General features: G+C 62.2%; 15 protein-coding genes and 1 pseudogene. 2 read left to right on the forward strand and 14 right to left on the reverse strand.

The genetic code is table 11. The features are described 5' to 3' along the window. The 4 genes and pseudogenes from EOA33_RS06735 to EOA33_RS06750 all read right to left on the reverse strand — a co-directional run. Positions 1-379 (reverse strand): annotated as a pseudogene (locus tag EOA33_RS06735) (hypothetical protein); the annotation flags it as partial. An 82-nt stretch (positions 380-461) separates the two neighbouring features. Beyond that, positions 462-2,015: a trimethylamine methyltransferase family protein gene (locus EOA33_RS06740; RefSeq protein WP_126056435.1), complete on the reverse strand. Its 1,554-nt coding sequence runs from the start codon at positions 2,013-2,015 to the stop codon at positions 462-464. Between the two features lie 257 nt (positions 2,016-2,272). Continuing rightward, positions 2,273-3,037, reverse strand: a complete 765-nt coding sequence (locus EOA33_RS06745; protein ID WP_126056436.1) for a glucose 1-dehydrogenase — start codon at positions 3,035-3,037, stop codon at positions 2,273-2,275. Positions 3,038-3,044: 7 nt separating this feature from the next. Then, positions 3,045-3,812, reverse strand: coding sequence for an SDR family NAD(P)-dependent oxidoreductase (locus EOA33_RS06750; protein WP_126056437.1), 768 nt, complete (start codon positions 3,810-3,812; stop codon positions 3,045-3,047). 327 nt (positions 3,813-4,139) lie between these two features. Here EOA33_RS06750 and EOA33_RS06755 point away from each other — a divergent pair, with 327 nt between their 5' ends. Continuing rightward, the gene (locus EOA33_RS06755) at positions 4,140-5,051 is read left to right on the forward strand and encodes a LysR substrate-binding domain-containing protein (RefSeq protein ID WP_126056438.1); all 912 of its coding nucleotides are present in this window, start codon (positions 4,140-4,142) and stop codon (positions 5,049-5,051) included. A gap of 158 nt (positions 5,052-5,209) precedes the next feature. Beyond that, entirely contained in the window at positions 5,210-5,428 is a 219-nt protein-coding gene (locus tag EOA33_RS06760; protein WP_126056439.1) for a hypothetical protein, read from the forward strand. A 315-nt stretch (positions 5,429-5,743) separates the two neighbouring features. Here EOA33_RS06760 and EOA33_RS06765 read toward each other — a convergent pair whose 3' ends face one another. The 10 genes from EOA33_RS06765 to EOA33_RS06810 all read right to left on the reverse strand — a co-directional run. Next, positions 5,744-6,754, reverse strand: coding sequence for a GlxA family transcriptional regulator (locus tag EOA33_RS06765; RefSeq protein ID WP_126056440.1), 1,011 nt, complete (start codon positions 6,752-6,754; stop codon positions 5,744-5,746). A gap of 152 nt (positions 6,755-6,906) precedes the next feature. Then, positions 6,907-7,905, reverse strand: a complete 999-nt coding sequence (locus tag EOA33_RS06770; protein WP_127400360.1) for a 4-hydroxyproline epimerase — start codon at positions 7,903-7,905, stop codon at positions 6,907-6,909. A gap of 51 nt (positions 7,906-7,956) precedes the next feature. Continuing rightward, positions 7,957-9,288, reverse strand: coding sequence for an FAD-binding oxidoreductase (locus tag EOA33_RS06775; protein ID WP_127405282.1), 1,332 nt, complete (start codon positions 9,286-9,288; stop codon positions 7,957-7,959). After that, positions 9,285-10,802, reverse strand: coding sequence for an aldehyde dehydrogenase (locus tag EOA33_RS06780; RefSeq protein ID WP_126056442.1), 1,518 nt, complete (start codon positions 10,800-10,802; stop codon positions 9,285-9,287). The genes EOA33_RS06775 and EOA33_RS06780 overlap by 4 nt, the downstream gene beginning before the upstream one ends. Then, entirely contained in the window at positions 10,795-11,706 is a 912-nt protein-coding gene (locus EOA33_RS06785) for a dihydrodipicolinate synthase family protein (RefSeq protein WP_127400359.1), read from the reverse strand. The genes EOA33_RS06780 and EOA33_RS06785 overlap by 8 nt, the downstream gene beginning before the upstream one ends. A gap of 150 nt (positions 11,707-11,856) precedes the next feature. Beyond that, positions 11,857-12,897, reverse strand: a complete 1,041-nt coding sequence (locus tag EOA33_RS06790; RefSeq protein WP_245455632.1) for a betaine/proline/choline family ABC transporter ATP-binding protein — start codon at positions 12,895-12,897, stop codon at positions 11,857-11,859. Then, entirely contained in the window at positions 12,890-13,777 is an 888-nt protein-coding gene (locus tag EOA33_RS06795) for a proline/glycine betaine ABC transporter permease (protein ID WP_127405283.1), read from the reverse strand. Before EOA33_RS06795 ends, EOA33_RS06790 begins: the two co-directional genes overlap by 8 nt. A gap of 148 nt (positions 13,778-13,925) precedes the next feature. Then, entirely contained in the window at positions 13,926-14,918 is a 993-nt protein-coding gene (locus EOA33_RS06800; protein WP_126056445.1) for a glycine betaine ABC transporter substrate-binding protein, read from the reverse strand. A 270-nt stretch (positions 14,919-15,188) separates the two neighbouring features. Further along, positions 15,189-16,076, reverse strand: a complete 888-nt coding sequence (locus EOA33_RS06805; RefSeq protein ID WP_126059236.1) for a dihydrodipicolinate synthase family protein — start codon at positions 16,074-16,076, stop codon at positions 15,189-15,191. Positions 16,077-16,536: 460 nt separating this feature from the next. Next, a partial coding sequence (locus tag EOA33_RS06810) for a GntR family transcriptional regulator (RefSeq protein ID WP_145989081.1) occupies positions 16,537-17,202 on the reverse strand: 666 nt, incomplete at its 5' end.

The following is a 17,202-nucleotide window of genomic DNA, read 5'->3' on the forward strand; positions in this document are numbered from 1 at the left end:
TTCCAACCGCCGATATCGAAACGCCGCGGCGCGCAATCGTGCGCAGAAATCCGTTGAGTTGTGGCGTCAGTTGCCGTTCGACCGGTTCGCCCGCCATTATCGCGAGCTGATCCGGCTTGCGATCGTCCGATCCGCAACCCAGCTCATCGATTGTTGCATCAACTGCAATTGAAAGGGCGTTGGCACCCTCCACGGGCCCAGCGTTCAGGCCCGCGATCCGCCAGCGGAACAGTGGCAGGCGCGATATCGTATTGGCGATGCGGAACGGTTCGATATAGGCGTGAAGCGCCAGATGCGAGAAGCCGGGCAACACCAAAACCACCAGCTCGAAGGGCCTGCCGGCTATCGCCGAAGTTCCCGGCGTGGCGGATGACTTCATGGCGCTTATGTTCGCGGACGCGTTCATCGGAGGCCGTGCATGGCGGTTGGGTTACCGAACATTCCGGGCTCGGGCTTCACCCTCAATATTCCTCGTTCAATGCATCGACCGCGGGAATCTCGCGCGATCGCCGGTCTATGTAAGCGCGCAGCTCCTCGTCCTTCGCGACATCTAGCGTGGGTTCTTCATACTCGGCCAGAAGCCGCCGGGCATGTTCCAGGGCGCGCACTTTGATGTCTTTGGAGCCGTCCGCGTACCACTGCTCGATCGAATTGTTGTCGAAAAGCTTGGGGATGAAGAATGCCCGCTCGAAGTTGGCCTGCGTATGCGGATGGCCAAGATAGTGGCCGCCGGGGCCGACATCGCGGACAGCGGCCAAGGCTTCGTCTAAATCGTCCCACTGGATGCCTTGCGTCATCCGATAGCCCATCGAGCAGACCTCGGCGTCGACGACGAACTTCGCGATCGAGCAGTGCATGCCGGCTTCGTTCCAGCCCGCCGAATGCCAGATGTAGTTGGCGCCCGACATCAGGACCGCCATCATGGTCATGGCGCTCTCATAGCCGGCCTGCGCATCGAAAACCTTGGCGCCGCCGAGCAGGTTGGACGTGCGCCAGGGCACGTTGTAGCGGCGAGCCATCTGGCCGATCATGAAGTTCATGAGCGAGATTTCCGGCGTGCCTGCCATCGGCGCGCCCGACTGCATCGACACCGTCGAAAGGTAGTGCCCGTAGATTGCCGGACAGCCCTTGCGTATCACCTGTGTGTAAGCCAGCGCGGAAAGTGCCTCGGCGTTGAGCTGCGCTACCGCCGCAGCGGTGGAGGCCGGCGTGTTGGCGCCGCCGAGAACGAAGGGCGAGCACAGCACCGGCTGGTTGCGCCGGCAGAAGGCGCGCATGGCGCCGAGCATGACCTGGTCCCAGACCAGCGGCGAATTGCCGTTGCAATTGCCTGTCGTGACGGCGTGCGTCTCGAGAAAACCCTCGCCGAAGAGGATCTCGCACATGTCGAGCACATCCTCGGCGTTCTTGGGCGAGGTGGTCATGCCCATGAAGATCTTGTCGGAATGCTTCATCGACGAATAGGTGATGTGCAGGTGCCGATGCGCGACGACAAGGTCCATCGGCTCAACGATGTGGTGCGCCGACGAATGCAGCGCCGGCATCATGTGCGCGAGCTTGTGGAAGGTGCCGAGGTCGGCGATCGTCGGGCCGCGCCTGACATCATCGAGGTCGCGCATGAAGGGCGCGCCGGTCATCGGCACGAAGATCGACTTCGGCCCGCCGAGCTCGACATTCTTCGCCGGGTCGCGGGCGAAGTATTCGATCCTGGAAGGAATGGTCTTGATGAGCTCCATGACCAGGCCGCGATCAAGATGGACCCTGTCATCCGCGCGCACGTCGGCTCCGGCCCTCTTCCAGTCCTCGATCGCGATCGGGTCGCGAAACACAACGCCGACGTCTTCGAGGATCGCGAGTGAAGCCTGGTGAATGCGCTCGACCTGCTCGGCATCCATAGGCTCCAGCACCGGCAGGCCGCGCTTCAGCGTCGGCAGCATGTCGATCTTCGGTGCCGTGCGGATGGTCCGCCGCGCTTCCCGCCCTCCCCTACGAGAAACTTGCAGTTGAGCAGTCATGACGCGGCCTCCAAGAGAAATTGTGCGGCCCTTGTGAGCCGGCCGGAACTATTGCCGGAAGCAGCGGATTTCACCTACTGCAAAAGTCTCACGCGCCTGTTGACTAAAGCGCGGAAAGGCCGAGTCTCCGACCTCCCGCCGCTAAGCCGCGGCCGCTGGCAACACCATCGGAATTCACCCTTCTGCTTGGTCGGGCTCGTCCCTGATCCAGGGGCGAGTTGCGCGCAAAGCCGGTACGGATTGCCGGGTTCTCAGCCTCAAGAGACCGGCAGCGGCAGCTTCTTTGTGCGCCCACCATCGATGACGTAGACTTGGCCGGTGACGAAGGCGCTTTCGTCCGAGGCCAGCCAGACTGCGAGGTTTCCGACGTCGGTCGGCTGGCCGAGACGCCCGACCGGATGCATGACAAGCAGCTCCCTACGGACGCGATCCCTGTCGGCCATGCTGTCAATGTAGGCTTCGCTAAGGTCGGAATTGATCCAGCCTGGCGCGATGGCGTTGCAGCGGATGCCCTCGTGCCCATGGTCAACGGCGACCGCCGCCGTGAAGCCGTGAATGCCCGCTTTCGAGGCTGAATAGGCTGGATGCCCGGGATTGGACGCCAGCCCTTCGATCGAGCCGATGTTGACGATGCTTGCGCAGGGCCGCTTCCGAAGGTGCGGCATTGCCGCCTTTGTCAGCAGAAACGGGGCCTTCAGGTTGATGTCCATCATCTGGTCCCAGTCGGCCTCGGTCATCTCGTCGACCGTCTTCTCGAACATGATGCCGGCGTTGTTGACGAGGATATCCAAGCCACCAAACCGTTCGACGACGGTCTCGACGGCAGCAGCAATGTCCCGGGAATTGGAGAGATCCGCCTTCACGTAGATGACACCCTCGTTGAGCATCGTCTCAGGCGGCGAGTTCCTCTGGACAATGGCGACTTTTGCGCCCGCCTCCACAAAGCGCTGGGTGATGCCGGCGCCGATACCGCGCCCGCCGCCGGTGATGATTGCGATCTTGCCTGCCAGTCTGTCAGCCATGGTGTCCTCAATAGACCGGCTTTGCGCCGTTCACTTCGACCGTCGTGCCGGCAATGTAGCGGGCGGCGTCGGAACTCAGAAAGTAGACCACCTCGGCTATGTCTTCCGGCTCGGCGATCCGGCCGAGCGGCACCGTGCTGTTGAGCTCCGCTATGGCGGTGTCGGGATTGAAACCGCGCTTGGCGAAGCCGGTGCGCAGCATCGGCGTGTTGACCTCGTTCGGGCACACCGCATTGACCCGTATCCCATCGCCGGCATGATCGCGGCCAAGACATTTGGAGAACGCCGCCACGGCCGCTTTGCTGGTGCAGTAGGCCGCGTGGCCGGGCCCGGGATAAAGTCCCCAGCAGGATGCGATGTTCACGATCGCGCCGCCGCCATGACCCTTCATATGACGAATGGCGCGCCGGCAGGTGTAGAAGATCGACTTCAGATTGATGTCGAACGTCCGCTCCCAGTCGTCGTCGGTCGTCTCGAGGATGTTCCCGCGGGTGATGATGCCGGCATTGTTGATGAGCACGTCCAGACGCCCTGTGGCCTGGATGGCGTATTCGATCAAATCCTCGCAATAGGCCTTGTCGCGAAGATCGCCGGCCTTGCTCCAGACCTTCTGCTCACTTCGGTTGAGCTCGGCGGCGAGCTTGTCCAGCCCCGCCTGGTCGGCGTCGCCGGCGACCACACGATAGCCGTTGGCAATGAACTGCCTGGAGAGCACTTGGCCGATGCCCCCGGCCGCGCCTGTTATCACCACCGTCTTCTTCTCAGTATCCGTCATCGCTCGAGCCATATTTTGAGGGAGAATTCGGCTCATATTCTCCGAACCACCGCCGAACGCCAGCGGCGCAAGCCTGCAAAAGTCTCACCTCCTTGTTGAGTTACGCGGCGGTCGACAGCGGCGTCGGACGCTGATTGGAAGGCGTCGGGGATCGCGACGGGTTGGTTCGTCGGATTCTCCTATGATCCGCCGCGAAGGGTTGGGATCGCGGCCATAGTCTGCCGAAACGCGGGCTATCGCATCGCTCGAAAAACGGCTTTCGGACAGATTGGCCTCTCTTGCTCAAGCTGTCGCGCCGCGCGATCATTGAACTGTTGGGAGCTTGAGATGGTTCGCCGCTACTACGATCTGCCGTCCTTGACCGCCTTGGCGGTTTTCGAGGCGTCCGCCCGGCACCTGTCGTTCAAGCTGGCGGCGGCGGAACTGAACGTCACTCCAGGCGCCGTCAGCCGGCAGATCAAAGCGATCGAGGACGAGCTCGGAGTGCCGCTCTTTACCCGGCTGGGGACCGGCGTGGCGCTGACAAGCGCGGGCGAGGACCTTTACGGCGTGCTCGCCAGCGGCTTCTCGCGAGCCGCCGACATCGTCCGAAATGTGAAGCGCGGCGATCGTTCGAGGAACGTTACTTTGGCCTGCTCGGATGCCCTCGCATCGATGTGGCTGATCCCGCGCATGCCGGACTTCTGGACGCGGCACCCGGATATTTCCGTCGACCACCTGATCTCCGACGATCCTCGCGACTACCGCCGCGCCGAAGTCGAATTGCGCATTCGCTACGGATTTGGATCGTGGCCGGACGAGAATGCCGAGCTGCTTTTCGACGAGACCATCTACCCCGTTTGCGGGCCTGGCTTTGCGAGCAGGCACCGCGATGCAACCGCGCAATCGCTGGCTGACCTGCCGCTGCTGCATGTTGATTGGGTTGATCCCGACTGGGCCGGCTGGGACGAGGTTTTGCGGCGCGCAGGCGTGCCGCACGGTTCGACCAGAGGTCGGCGCTTCGGCAAGTTCTTCGTGGCGCTGCAGGCCGCCCAGGCCGACCAGGGCGTTGCCGTTGGCTGGCACCGCCTGGTCGAGGCGCAGATCGACGAAGGCAAGCTGGTCAGGCTGACGGATCTGGAGCTGCCGGCGCCGGGCGGCTACTACCTCACCTGGAATGACAACCGCATGCTTTCCCCCGCTGCCGAAAGCCTGCGCGGCTGGATTCGGGAAATAGCGGCACAGGAGCGGGGAAGCTAGAACTCCCCGCCGCGATGCCGCTGCATCTCCCATTGACCAGCCAGACGATCCCTGCCAAACCGCGCCCCCGCATTGTGACAGGCTGTTGCGCGCCGTGTCGGAACCAATCCAATCGGCACTGGTTTCGATCTTGAAGGGACCGCAACGCGAGCGGAAAGATGGTTGAAATTTACAGCTTCGAAATGGACAAGGCGCGGCAGCGTGCCGGCCGAGCGGAACTGGCCCTGGAACGGGCTGAAAAACTGCTGGAGGGGGACGGCAACGTCGCTGTCAATTTGGCCCTGTGCTGCAGGATCAGAGGTGCGCAGCGGCGCGTGAGCGAGGCCAAGGCACGGCTGAAGAAGATCGAGTCCGCCAGAAGACTTCGCACCGGTTGATCGGATATTAGCAAATGTAACTGCGAGCGCGGCGGCGCGTGTGCTAGATTAGGATGTGCTGGTGTTCTCCTGGGAGGAACCGTCGTTGAGTATTGCATCCAAGCTCGCCGCAATGTCGGCGGGGCTGCTCGCTAGGCGTGTAGCCGCCGCCGCTCAACCCACTGCTGCCGTCAAACCCATCCGGTCATCGCTCGCCGACATTCCTCTCCGGCGCCAGCCTCTTCCGTTCAGGCCACGACCGCCGATCCGACCGTGCAGCAATATGTGACCTGAAGCCTGTCAATCGCCGCACTGCTGCGCCTGGTGGTATTGAGTCTATCTATCGACAAGGCTCGTGCCGCCGGCAACCGCCGATCGCAGTTTGCTCGGCGGCATTCCAAATGTCTCCCGGAAAACCCTGGAGAAATGCGACGCGTTCTCGAAGCCGACTTCGATGGCGATGTCGAGCATCGGCACGCTGGTCTCGAGTAGAAGCTGCTTTGCCCGCTCGAGGCGCACCTTCTTGTAGACGAGCGCCGGGGAGGTTTTCGTCTTCTCCATGAACAAGCGTTCCAGCTGCCTTCGCGACAATCCAACCGATGCCGCGATCTCGGATATCGAGATTGTATTCTCGATATGGTTTTCCATCGCAATCAGCGCCGCCTGAAGCCGCGGATCGTTGCATTCGATCGAGAGCGGTCGGCGCGGCTGGATGTGCAAGGCCGGGCGCGCCTTGTCGATCTGCAGGACCTCGAGCGCATTTCTTTCGGCGCGTTCGCTGATATGACGCCTCACGATCGATGCTGCCATGTCCGCGGCACTGCTGCCGCCGGCGCACGATCCCCTCGTCCGATCGAGGTTGAAGATGCGGTCCGACCTGACTTCGTGATCCGGGAAGCGCTGACGGAATGCCTGGTAGTGCAGCCAGCTGACGCAGGTCCGATGGAACTTCATCAGGCCGGCGTCCGCAAGCACGAAGGTCCCCGTGCAGACGCCGATCAATGGCACTTTGCTGGCGGCTGCCTTCTTGAGATAGCGGACCGTCTCGTCGTCGACCGGGAACTCGGTGTTCAACAGCCCGCCGACGACGACGATATAGTCGAACAGACTGGGGTCCACAAGATCCGATGTCGGCGCGACCTGCACGCCGCAGCTGGAGGTGATCAGATGCCGAGTGCTGGCCAGAACCTGCCAATCGGCAAAGATGCGGCCCGACCGGTCCGCCTCGTCGCTGGCCAGACGCAGCGTATCGACGAACAAGGCGAAGGCTGAAAGGGTGAACGAACGCGCGAGCACAAAACCGATTTTCAGTCGGTTCATCTCGGCAATTCCGCTTGCGGATTTCATCGATCGTTTCCTTCGCTTCGGCCACTTGCGGCTTCGAGGCTCGTCGCCCGCGCTGCTATCCTACCGGCAAAATTGTGGCCATGATGCCGGCGGAATAGTCGCACTGATGCTCCATGAACGACATGACGACCTCAGGCTGAAGCGAGCGGCCTCTACGCAATCTGGAATCCATGGGCCAGGGGATCGCGGTCATCGACGAATATCGTGTTGTGACCGATGATGCGGGCCCAGCCGCCGACGCTTGGCGTGATCCCCTTGAAAGGACCGATGTCGGTCTCCGCCTCGACGCGGCCTTCGAACACCGTGCCGATCAGGCTTTCCTGGCGGAAAATGTCACCGACCTTCAGCCGGCCCTTGCCATGGAGTTGCGCCATGCGTGCCGAGGTGCCAGTGCCGCCCGGCGAACGGTCGATCGCCTTGTCGCCATAGAACACCGCGCCGCGGCCGTCGGCATTTCTGGTTGACGGCTTGTCGCACCAGATGGCGTGGTGCACGCCGCGGATCCTTTCATCGTCGGGATGAACCGGATCGCAGACTGGTTCGAGGGCCTCGCGAAGACTGCGGCTGAGACCCACGATGTCGCTGGCCGACAGGCCGTCGATGCCCCGCCACGACTCTTGCGGCTCAACGACAGCGTAGAAGTTGCCGCCATAGGCGATGTCGACGACGAGCCGGCCGAGGCCAGGGACATCGACGGCGACATCCGCGGCATGCAGGTAACTGGCGACGTTGAACATAAGGACGGAGTCAACGAATTCGCCCGGCTTTTCGTACCGGATGTCAACCCGTCCCGCGGGCGTCTCGATGGAAAGCCTGTCCGGGACCCGGGGCGTCACCAGGCCTTCCTCGATTGCCGCCGTCACCAGTCCGATCGTGCCGGCGCCGCACATCGGCAGGCAGCCGCTGACCTCGATGAAGATGACGGCGAAATCGCAGTCCTCGCGATATGCCGGGTAGATGATCGCGCCCGACATGATGTCGTGTCCACGCGGTTCGAACATCAGTGCCTGCCGGATCCAGTCATGATCGCGCATGAAGAGTTCACGCCTCTCGGCGATCGGGGCGTGGGGCAGCAAGGGGCCACCCCCTGCAACGAGCCGAACCGGATTGCCGCACGTATGGGAATCGATGCAGAAGAAGCTGCGGCGCATGATCTCTCTCTTTGCCGTACCGGCTCAACTTTCACATTGCGCGGCCAGGGCTCATCCTTCGCGGCCAGCACGCAATTCCTGCAAACGGATCACGGCGTTCACGCCGAGCCACGCCAGCGGCTCGGGCGGCAGCCTTGCCGGTTGTGGCTGATCCGAGAATTTGTCGAGCATCTCGGAGCGGGCACCGGTCGCCAGATCGGCGGCCATGACGCCCGCGAGCGTGCTTTTGACGGTCCCAAGACCGTTCTCGCAGCATGCCGAATAGAGGCCCTCTTCGATCTCGCCGAAGGCCGGGACATGGTTGCGGCTGAGGCAAAGCCGACCGGCCCAGACGTATTCGAACGGCACGTCCTTAAGGTCCGGAAACCTCGCATCCAGCGAAGCCCGCTGCTCGGCGGCGATACCGGCTAGACGCTTTTCGCTGACTTGAACGGCCCAGTCATAGGTAAACCGGGTTCTGATTACGATGCGCGAAGATCCATCGCTGGAAATCTTCCTGACCGTTGCGCCCATCGGGTCGGCCGGAAGCAAGGCCCACCTGTCCTTGCCCGTCGATTTCGATGTGAAGGGGGCGGTCATCGACGCATAGGTGAAGATATGCATCAGGCGGCCGCGGAAGTAGCCGAAGTCGTCGATGTGGCCGTTGACGCCCAGGATCACCTTTGGAGCGGTAACGGTCCCATTGCGCGAGAACGCTTTCCAGGTCCTGCCGAGGCGTTCGAGTTTCAGCACCGGCGAGCGCTCGAACATGTCGACTTTGGAGGCCAGGCCCGCAGCGAACCCGCGAATATAGTCGGCGGGCTGGATCATCACGGTGCCCGGCGTATAGAGGCCGCCCAAATAGTAAGACGAGCCGGTCAACTCCCGCATCTCCACGGCATCGAGGAAGCGGTGCTCCTCGCCGATGGCCTTTAGCGAGCGACCATAGTTGGCATTGAGCGTCATGCCGCGCCCCGTCGCCGCGGCATTGATCTTGCCCGACGGATCGAAGGTGCGCGCGGCCATGCCGTATTCCGCCGCCGCGTCAGCGGCGAAGGAAATCGCGAAACGGTTCTGGGCGATCTCGGCCCTGGTTTCGGCTTCACCGGCAACGGAGTATTCGCCCGACGACAGATTGTGCGGGACGTCGATCATGTAGCCCGAGTTGCGGCCCGCCGGACCCTTGGCGATTTCTGCTGCTTCCAAGAGGACGATCTTGTCTCCGGGTCGAAGCTGGGCGAGGCGCCGCGCCGCCGAGAGGCCGGCGAAGCCGCCGCCGATGATCAGCCAGTCGGCCGAAACGTCGCCTTCAAGCGCGCGGACCGGGAAGGATCGCTTGCTGATCGCCTCCCAGCCCGAGGTTCCGGATTCCGCCGGGAGACGCTTGACCACAAGGTCACTCATCTTACGGTCTCGTCGACCGAACGATCCGAGACGTCGATCCAGACCGTCTTCAACTCGCAGTAGTTGTCATGCGCGAAGACCGACTTGTCGCGCCCGCCGAAGCCGGACTCCTTGTAGCCGCCGAACGGAGTGGTCGCATCGCCTTCACCGAAGCAGTTGACGGTGACAACACCGGCGCGGATTTCGCGCGAAAGCTTGATCGCCTTGCGCAGGCTCCCCGTATAGACGGACGCGGTCAGGCCGTAGTTGGTGTCGTTGGCAAGCGCGATCGCCTCAGCCAGCGAATTGAATGTCGTGACCGAGAGGACCGGACCAAAAATCTCTTCCTGGAACAGCCGGCTCGAAGGGGTGACACCGTCAAAGACCGTCGGCTCGACATAGATGCCTTTCTGCGTGCCGCCGCCGTGGGCGACCGTGAGCTTTTCGGTCTTTGCATCGGCGAGAAAGGATTTCACCTTTTCGAAATGGCTCTTGCTGACCAGTGCGCCGATGCGGTTTTCCGGGTCGAGCGGATCGCCGGTCTTCCACTCGCGCATATAGGCGCCGATCCGCTGCAGCAATTCGTCCTTGATGCTGGCCTGGACGATAAGCCGCGACGTGGCCGAGCAATTCTCGCCCATGTTCCAGAAGGCTCCGTTGACAACCTGCTCGGCGACCAGGTCGAGATCCTCGGCATCGTCGAGAACCACCGCCGGGTTCTTGCCGCCGCATTCCAGCACGACGCGCTTAAGATTGGAGTCCGCCGCGTAGCGCAGGAAGCGGCGCCCGGTCGGCGTCGATCCGGTGAAGGCCACCATGTCGACGCCCATGTGCATGCCGATCGGTTCGCCGACATCCTTGCCGCCGCCAGGCACGACATTGAAGACACCGGCCGGAATACCGGCCTCGTGGGCCAGCTCGGCGACACGAAGCGTCGTCAGTGTTGTCTCCTGGGCGGGCTTCACGACCACCGAGCACCCGGCGGCCAGCGCCGGCCCGATCTTCCAGGCCAGCATCAGCAGCGGAAAGTTCCACGGCAGGACGCAGCCGACCACGCCGACCGGTTCGCGCACGACCATGGTCAGCGCCTTCGAGCCGACAGGCGCCGTGTTGTCGTAGAGCTTGTCGATGAGCTCGGCGTGCCAGCGCAGGGTATGGATCGTATCCGGCACGTCGACGGTCTGGCATTCGCGAATCGGCTTGCCGCTGTCGAGGCTCTCCATGACCGCAAGCTCGTGGCGGTTGCGCTCCAAGAGCTTGGCGAATCTGAGGAGGACGGCCTTGCGCTCCGCGGGCGAGAGGTGCTGCCAGCGGCCGTCATCGAAGGCTTCCCTGGCCTTGGCCACGGCGAAATCGACATCGGTTGAATCGCAGGCGGCGATCTCGGCAAGCGTCTCGCCGGTAGCCGGATTTGTCGTCTTGAATGTCTTGCCGGAATTCGCCGGACGGAATGCCCCATCAACAAAGGCGTTGGTCGGGAATTGGATCTCCGCGGCGAGCGCCCTGTATTCGGCGGCGGTCAAAGGCTCATGCATGGTTTGCTCCTGAAGTGATCTGGGCGACCGTGCGCTTCAAGGTGGCGACGACAGTCTGCAGGGTTCGCTTTTCTTCTGAGTTGAGAGGCCGCAGCGGCGCACGAACGCCACCTGCCTTCAGGCCGATCAGCTCACATCCATGCTTGATCGATTGGACGAATTTTCCACATTCGAGGAAATCCATCAGCGGCAGCATCGCGGTCATGATCGCGCGGCCCTTGTCGAAATTCTTCTCGAGCACGCACGCCTCGTAGAGCGCGACGTGCTCGCGCGGGAGAAAGTTCGAGCCGGCACAGACCCAGCTCCTGGCGCCCCAAGCGAAGAATTCGAGGGCCTGGTCGTCCCAGCCGCAGGACAGCGAGATGTGCGGGAACTTGCGGGCCAGCCGATGCAGATTGCCCATGTCGCCGGAGCTCTCCTTGATGGCGACGACATTCCGGGATTTTCCGATGCGGGAGAAATACTCCTCCCCCATCATGACACCCATGCGCGCCGGGTAGTTGTAGAGCATGATCGGGAGGTTCGCGGCGCGGTCCACAGTGAGGGCATGAACCGAATTCTCGCGCTCCGTCGGCAAGGCGTAGGGCGGCGACGATACGAGGATCGCGTCGGCGCCGATCTCTTTCGCCGCCTTGGCGTATTCGACCGAGTCTTCGGTCCTGATAGCACCCGTGCCGATGATGAGGGGGATGCGGGTGCCAATCACCTTCTTGGCGTAGGCGCCGAGAGCGAAGCGTTCCTGGGTGCTCTGGGCGTAGTATTCGCCGGTCGATCCGCCAATGATGATGCCGTGCACTTTGGCTTCAATAAGTGACTCCAGAACGTCCGCGAACGCGGCGTTATCGATCCGCCCATCGGGGCCGAGCGGCGTGATCGCCGGTGTGTAGATGCCTTCGAATTTCAAGATAGTTCTCCGTCAATGGAATGGCGGTTTCGGCCAATGCGTCATTCGGCCCTTCTGCGAGCTTTCTTGTCAAAGCGCCCCGGCAAGCCCCGGAGCGCTTATCCCGTTCGGAACGTTCATCAGCGTCCGGAGGACGCTAATTGCGTATCTTCACGCGGCCGACCCGGATGATAGAGCCGCCGTGATCTGCCGCAGGGAAATCAACCCGAGCGGCTGGCCGCTGTCTGCGGTGACGAAGGCCGCGTCATAGGAAGAGTTGGTTAGTTCCTTGGCGGCGATCTCGAGCGTCAAGCCGGACTTCAGCTTCGGCAGCGGTCTGCTCTCGGATTGCGGCGGCGGCTCCATGACAGCGTCGACCTTGATGAAGCGGCCGCGATTGACGTCCTTGACGAACCGCTCGATGTAGTCGTCGGCAGGGCGCAAGAGGATGTCCTGGCTGTTGCCCTGCTGGATGATCGAACCGTCGCGCAAGATGACGATCTGGTCACCGAGCCGCAGCGCCTCATCGAGATCATGGGTGATGAAGACGATGGTCTTCTTCAGTTCGGTCTGCAGATCGAGCAGCATGGTCTGCATGTCGGTCCGGATCAGTGGATCGAGAGCCGAATAGGCCTCGTCCATCAACAGGATCGAGGCATTGTTGCTGAGTGCGCGGGCAAGCCCGACGCGCTGCTGCATGCCGCCGGACAGTTCGTCCGGATAGCGCTGCTCAAAGCCGGCGAGGCCGACGCGCTCGATCCAGCGCATGCCGATGTCACGGCTCTTCGCCGCCTCGACACCACGCACCTCCAGTCCGAACGTGACGTTGTCGATGACGGACCGGTGCGGCAGCAGTCCAAATCTCTGGAACACCATCGCGGTGTGGTTGCGGCGGAACTCGCGCAGCTCCAGCTCCGACATTTCCAGAACGTCGCGCCCGTCGATCATGATCGAGCCAGATGTCGGCTCGATCAGCCGGTTGATGTGGCGGATCAGCGTCGACTTGCCTGAGCCCGATAGCCCCATGACGACCTGGACCTTGCCCGCCGGCATGGAGATGTTGATCTTGTTCAGCCCCAGAATGTGGCCATGCGTCCTGCCGAGTTCGGTCTTCGACAGACCGTTGCGGACCGCATCGACGTATTTCTCCGGAGATTTGCCGAAGATCTTGTACAGGTCACGGATTTCGATTGAGGCGTTGTTGCTAGTCATGAGTTGCACCCCGATGCTTCTGCAGCCGGTGGCCATAGGCCTGGCTGATGCGGTCGAAAATGATCGCGATGCCGACAATGGCAAAGCCGTTGAAGATGCCTTGCGTGAAGTACTGGTTGGCGATGGCCTGGAGAACGTTGAGGCCGAGCCCCTGCACGCCGATCATCGAGGCGATGACCACCATGCCGAGCGCCATCATGATGGTCTGGTTGATGCCGGCCATGATGGTCGGCATGGCGAGCGGGATCTGTACCTTCCAGAGCTTTTGCGAGCGCGAGCAGCCATAGGCGTCGGCGGCCTCCAGCACCTCCTTGTCGACCAGGCGGATGCCGAGGTCGGTGAGGCGGATGATCGGCGGGATGGCATAGATCACCACCGCGATGAAGCCCGGCACCCGGCCAATGCCGAGCAGCATGACGACCGGAATGAGATAGACGAAGGGCGGCATCGTCTGCATGACGTCGAGCACCGTGTGCATGACCGCGCCGACGCGCTTGTAGCGGTTCATCAGGATGCCGAGCGGAATGCCGATGGCGATGGCGAAGATCGTCGCGGTGAAGACAAGCGAGATCGTCTTCATCGCGTCCTGCCACAGGCCAAGGAGGCCGATGGCGATGAGCGTGCCGACAACGGCGGCAACCACAGCCCAGCGCCGTGCCGCAAACCAGGCGATGACCGCCAGGGCGAGCACGACCAGCGGCCAGGGCGCGTTCGAGATGGTGCTTTCGAAGAAGACGAGAACGCGCAGCAGCGGATAGAAGAAGTCTTCGATCGCCTGACCGTAGCCGCGCGTCAGCGCCTTCAGGGCGCCGTCGATAGACCGCTTCACCGCAAGCAGGAATTCAGGGTCGAGTTGAGGGAATCTGAAAAGCCAATCCATATCGCGATGCCCTATTGTGATTGCGCCATTGGGGACACATTGCCGGCCATAGGCCGAGAGCAGGGAACAAAGGCTACGCCGGCGGACCGAGCCGCCTAGGTGGAGGCCTTGAATACGCTCAAAGCCTCCACCCGCCCGATTGCCCGATTTAGAGCGCGGCTTTGACCTTTTCGGCGACGTCAGCCGGGACCCACTTGGTCCAGACTTCCGGCATGTTCTTGATGAACCACTTGGCGCCGTCCTCGCCATTGGCCTGGTTGTCGGTCATCCACAGCATCACCTTGCCGACTTCAGCCTGGGTCCAGCTGCGCTTGGCGAGGTAGTCCTTGACCGGGCCGACGTCGTCACGCTGGGTGAACTTGCTGCTGGCCAGCGTCACCATCTCAGCCTGTTTCCAGTAGTTCGGCTTCGGATCCGGACAGTCCTGCTTTGACGTGCAACGCGCCCACTCGGCATCGTCATGAGCCATTTCGAGGCGCACCATCGGATACTTCACCAGAAGGGATGTCGGTGCCCAATATTGCGCGAGGAATCCCTGCTTCTGTTCATAGGCTTTGGAGATGACGCCATCGAGCGCTGCCGCCGAGCCGGTGGGGACCAACTCGAAGCCCTTCTTGTCACCCTCAATGGCCTTGTAGAGCTGCGCCGTCACGACCGTGTCGCCCCAACCCTGCGGGCCCTGGATAACGCCGCCTTTCGAGGGGTCTTCCGGAGCCGGGAACAGCTCCGGATGCTTCATGGCGTCGTCGACGGTCTTGATATCGGGATGCGCATCCGCGACATATTGGGGAATGTACCAGCCGGAAACCTGCCCGTCGCTGATCGCCGTGCCGATCTGGCTGATCCGCCCCTCGGCGGCGCCCTTGATATAGACGTCACCGAGCAGGCTTGGCGTCGATTCCGAAGAAATGTCCGGCTGGCCCTTCTCGATCATCGCGGTGATCGTCGGCACGGTGTCGCCCGCAACCGTCGTGGCGTTGCAGCCGTAGCCGTTCTTCAGGATGAACTGGTCGACATTGGACATCGCCTCGGCCGACTGCCAGCTGAAGACCGCCAATGTAACGTCGCCGCAAGCCGCCTGTGCGGCACCTGCGGTAAGCAGCGCTCCGAGGGCAACGGCAGGAAATAGTAGTTGTCTCATTTTGTTCTCCTCATTCTTCGCGTGGCTTATTGACAGACCGACACCGAACCCACGCCGCCCGGCGAAACTGAACTAGCAGGGTGATGCAAGAAGGCGTTTCATCGTCTCCCGATTGCGCCTGCAGCGACGCCGCCTACCCCGACGTCGCGGATCGGCCCGCCCTCCACTCGCGAACCGCCATCCGCACCTTTGCCCCGATCGACGTGACAGGTGAGGCGCCACGGTTCGCCGGCAGGAAAGTTGAGAAGACTTTGGCTTTCTGGCTCACGATCAGGCCGCCTCGCGCTCGACGAGGGTGCCGAGCGCCCGTCGCAGCGTCGCTACTCTGTCGGCGGGGAGCGCGCGCAAAGGCTTGCGGGGACTTCCGGCGCCATAGCCGACCAAGTCTGCCGCGGCATAGACCGACTGCACGTAGTCGCCCTGCCAAAGAAGGGACATGACATGCTCGAGCGACGCCCAGATTTTGCGCACGTCAGCCCAGTCTTTTGAGGCTGCCGCTTCAACCAGGGCCACGGTTGTCCTGGGCGCAAAATTTGCTCCGCCCCATATCAGGCCGCTGCATCCCGCGTAGAGGGCATAGGCCACCAGGTGGTCGGCGCCATTCATGACCGGAAGGCCGGTGCGAATGAGCGAAGCCTGCTTGCCGAGATCGCCGCCGCTATCCTTGACGGTGCAGAAGCCTGGAATCGCGCACAGTTCCCTCAGCAGCGAGGGCGTGATCGCAACGCCCACCGCCTGGGGCACGTTGTAGCCGATGATCGGCAGTCCGCCCTTTGCGGCCTCCGTGTAGAAGTCGACAATGCCCCGGTCATCCGTTGGGCCTTCGAAGAAGGGCGGCAGCACCATCACCCCATCGGCGCCGCAATCCTTGGCGTGGCGGGTCCGCTCGACAACATCTTCGACGAGCAGCGCGCAGGTCTGCACAATGATCTTGGCGCGCCCGTTGATGATCTTGGCGCCCTTTTTGACCAGAGACTTCGACTCGTCCGCCGACAGGTATGCGTGCATGCCCGTGCCCGAGCTCAGAACAAAGCCCCGTATGCCGGCCGCGATATAGCGCTCGATGTTCTGCTCGAGCCTGCCGAGATCGATGCGACCTTGCGCGTCGAATGGCGTGGCAATCGCGAGGTTCAATCCTGAGAAAGGGAAATCGGACATGTTCATGCAGGCTTCCTGTCCCGGAGCGGCCGTTTCCGACCAATGCGTCATTCGGCCAAAGGAGAACCGTCTGAGAACTCTCCTGAGAAATCCTCAGCGCCCGAAACCCGGTCGATCGCATTTGATGGCGCGCAAGATTGCACACCGGCGTGCCGGAGTCAACAAATTGTATTTTTTGGGTACACAAATCTTATAATTGGATAACACAATGCTGATGCCCTGAACCGAACCGCCGTCCGTGGCCGGAGATGCGACGACAATGGCGCCGGGACAGAGCCGCAACCGGGCGGCGTGACAGAATCAGAGCGAAAAGGGCAGGCATGCCTCGATGACGCCGCATGCTATGCGGACTGGCGGCTATTGGGAGTCTCGCGAGCGTGGCGCCGCAGCCGACCAACAGTCCCAGACAAACCATAACGTGGCAGAATGGAAGGTTTTTCAGAAGGACAGAGCGCAGCCGTCAGGAATCGCCGACCAGGGCATCCGCCTTCAAGCCTTGAGGTGCGATGAACATCTCCATGGTCTCGCGCGACAGTTCCCAATGCTCGAACACCAGGTCGACGACAGCGTTCTCATCATGACCGCCAATGGCCGAGATGAAGCCGTCATGGTGTTCGACGGCGATCCCCAAACGCCGACGCATGTCATCATTGCGGGGCCGGAAGAAGGTGTGGCCGATACGGGCGTGATCGATCAGCAGCCTGCCGAGGCTCGGCTGAAGATAGGCATTTCCGGACATCTCGCCGATGATCTCGTGAAACCTGTTGTTCTCGACCACCATCGACAGTGCGTCGCCCGACTTGCTCGCGGCGCGGAAACGCTCCTGCGTGTCTTTCAGGTCTACCAACTGCGAAGGCTTGAAGTTTTGCACCGCCAGCCGGCCGATGGCGGCGTAGACCATGGGAGCGACGAGGAAGAACTGCCTAAGGGTCGAGTGATTCATCGGAACGACCCGGGCACCCCGGTTGGCGCGAATTTCGATGTAGCCTTCGCCCTCCAATCTGCGGAAGATTTCCCTCACCGGAGTGCGCGACAGGCCGTAGCGCTCGCTTAACGCTACCTCGTCCAGATCCTCGTCCGGATCGAGTTCCATCGTCAGGATGCGACGCTTCAGATCGTCGTAAAG

The organism is Mesorhizobium sp. M4A.F.Ca.ET.050.02.1.1 (assembly GCF_003997725.1).
In the GTDB taxonomy this organism is placed as follows: domain Bacteria; phylum Pseudomonadota; class Alphaproteobacteria; order Rhizobiales; family Rhizobiaceae; genus Mesorhizobium.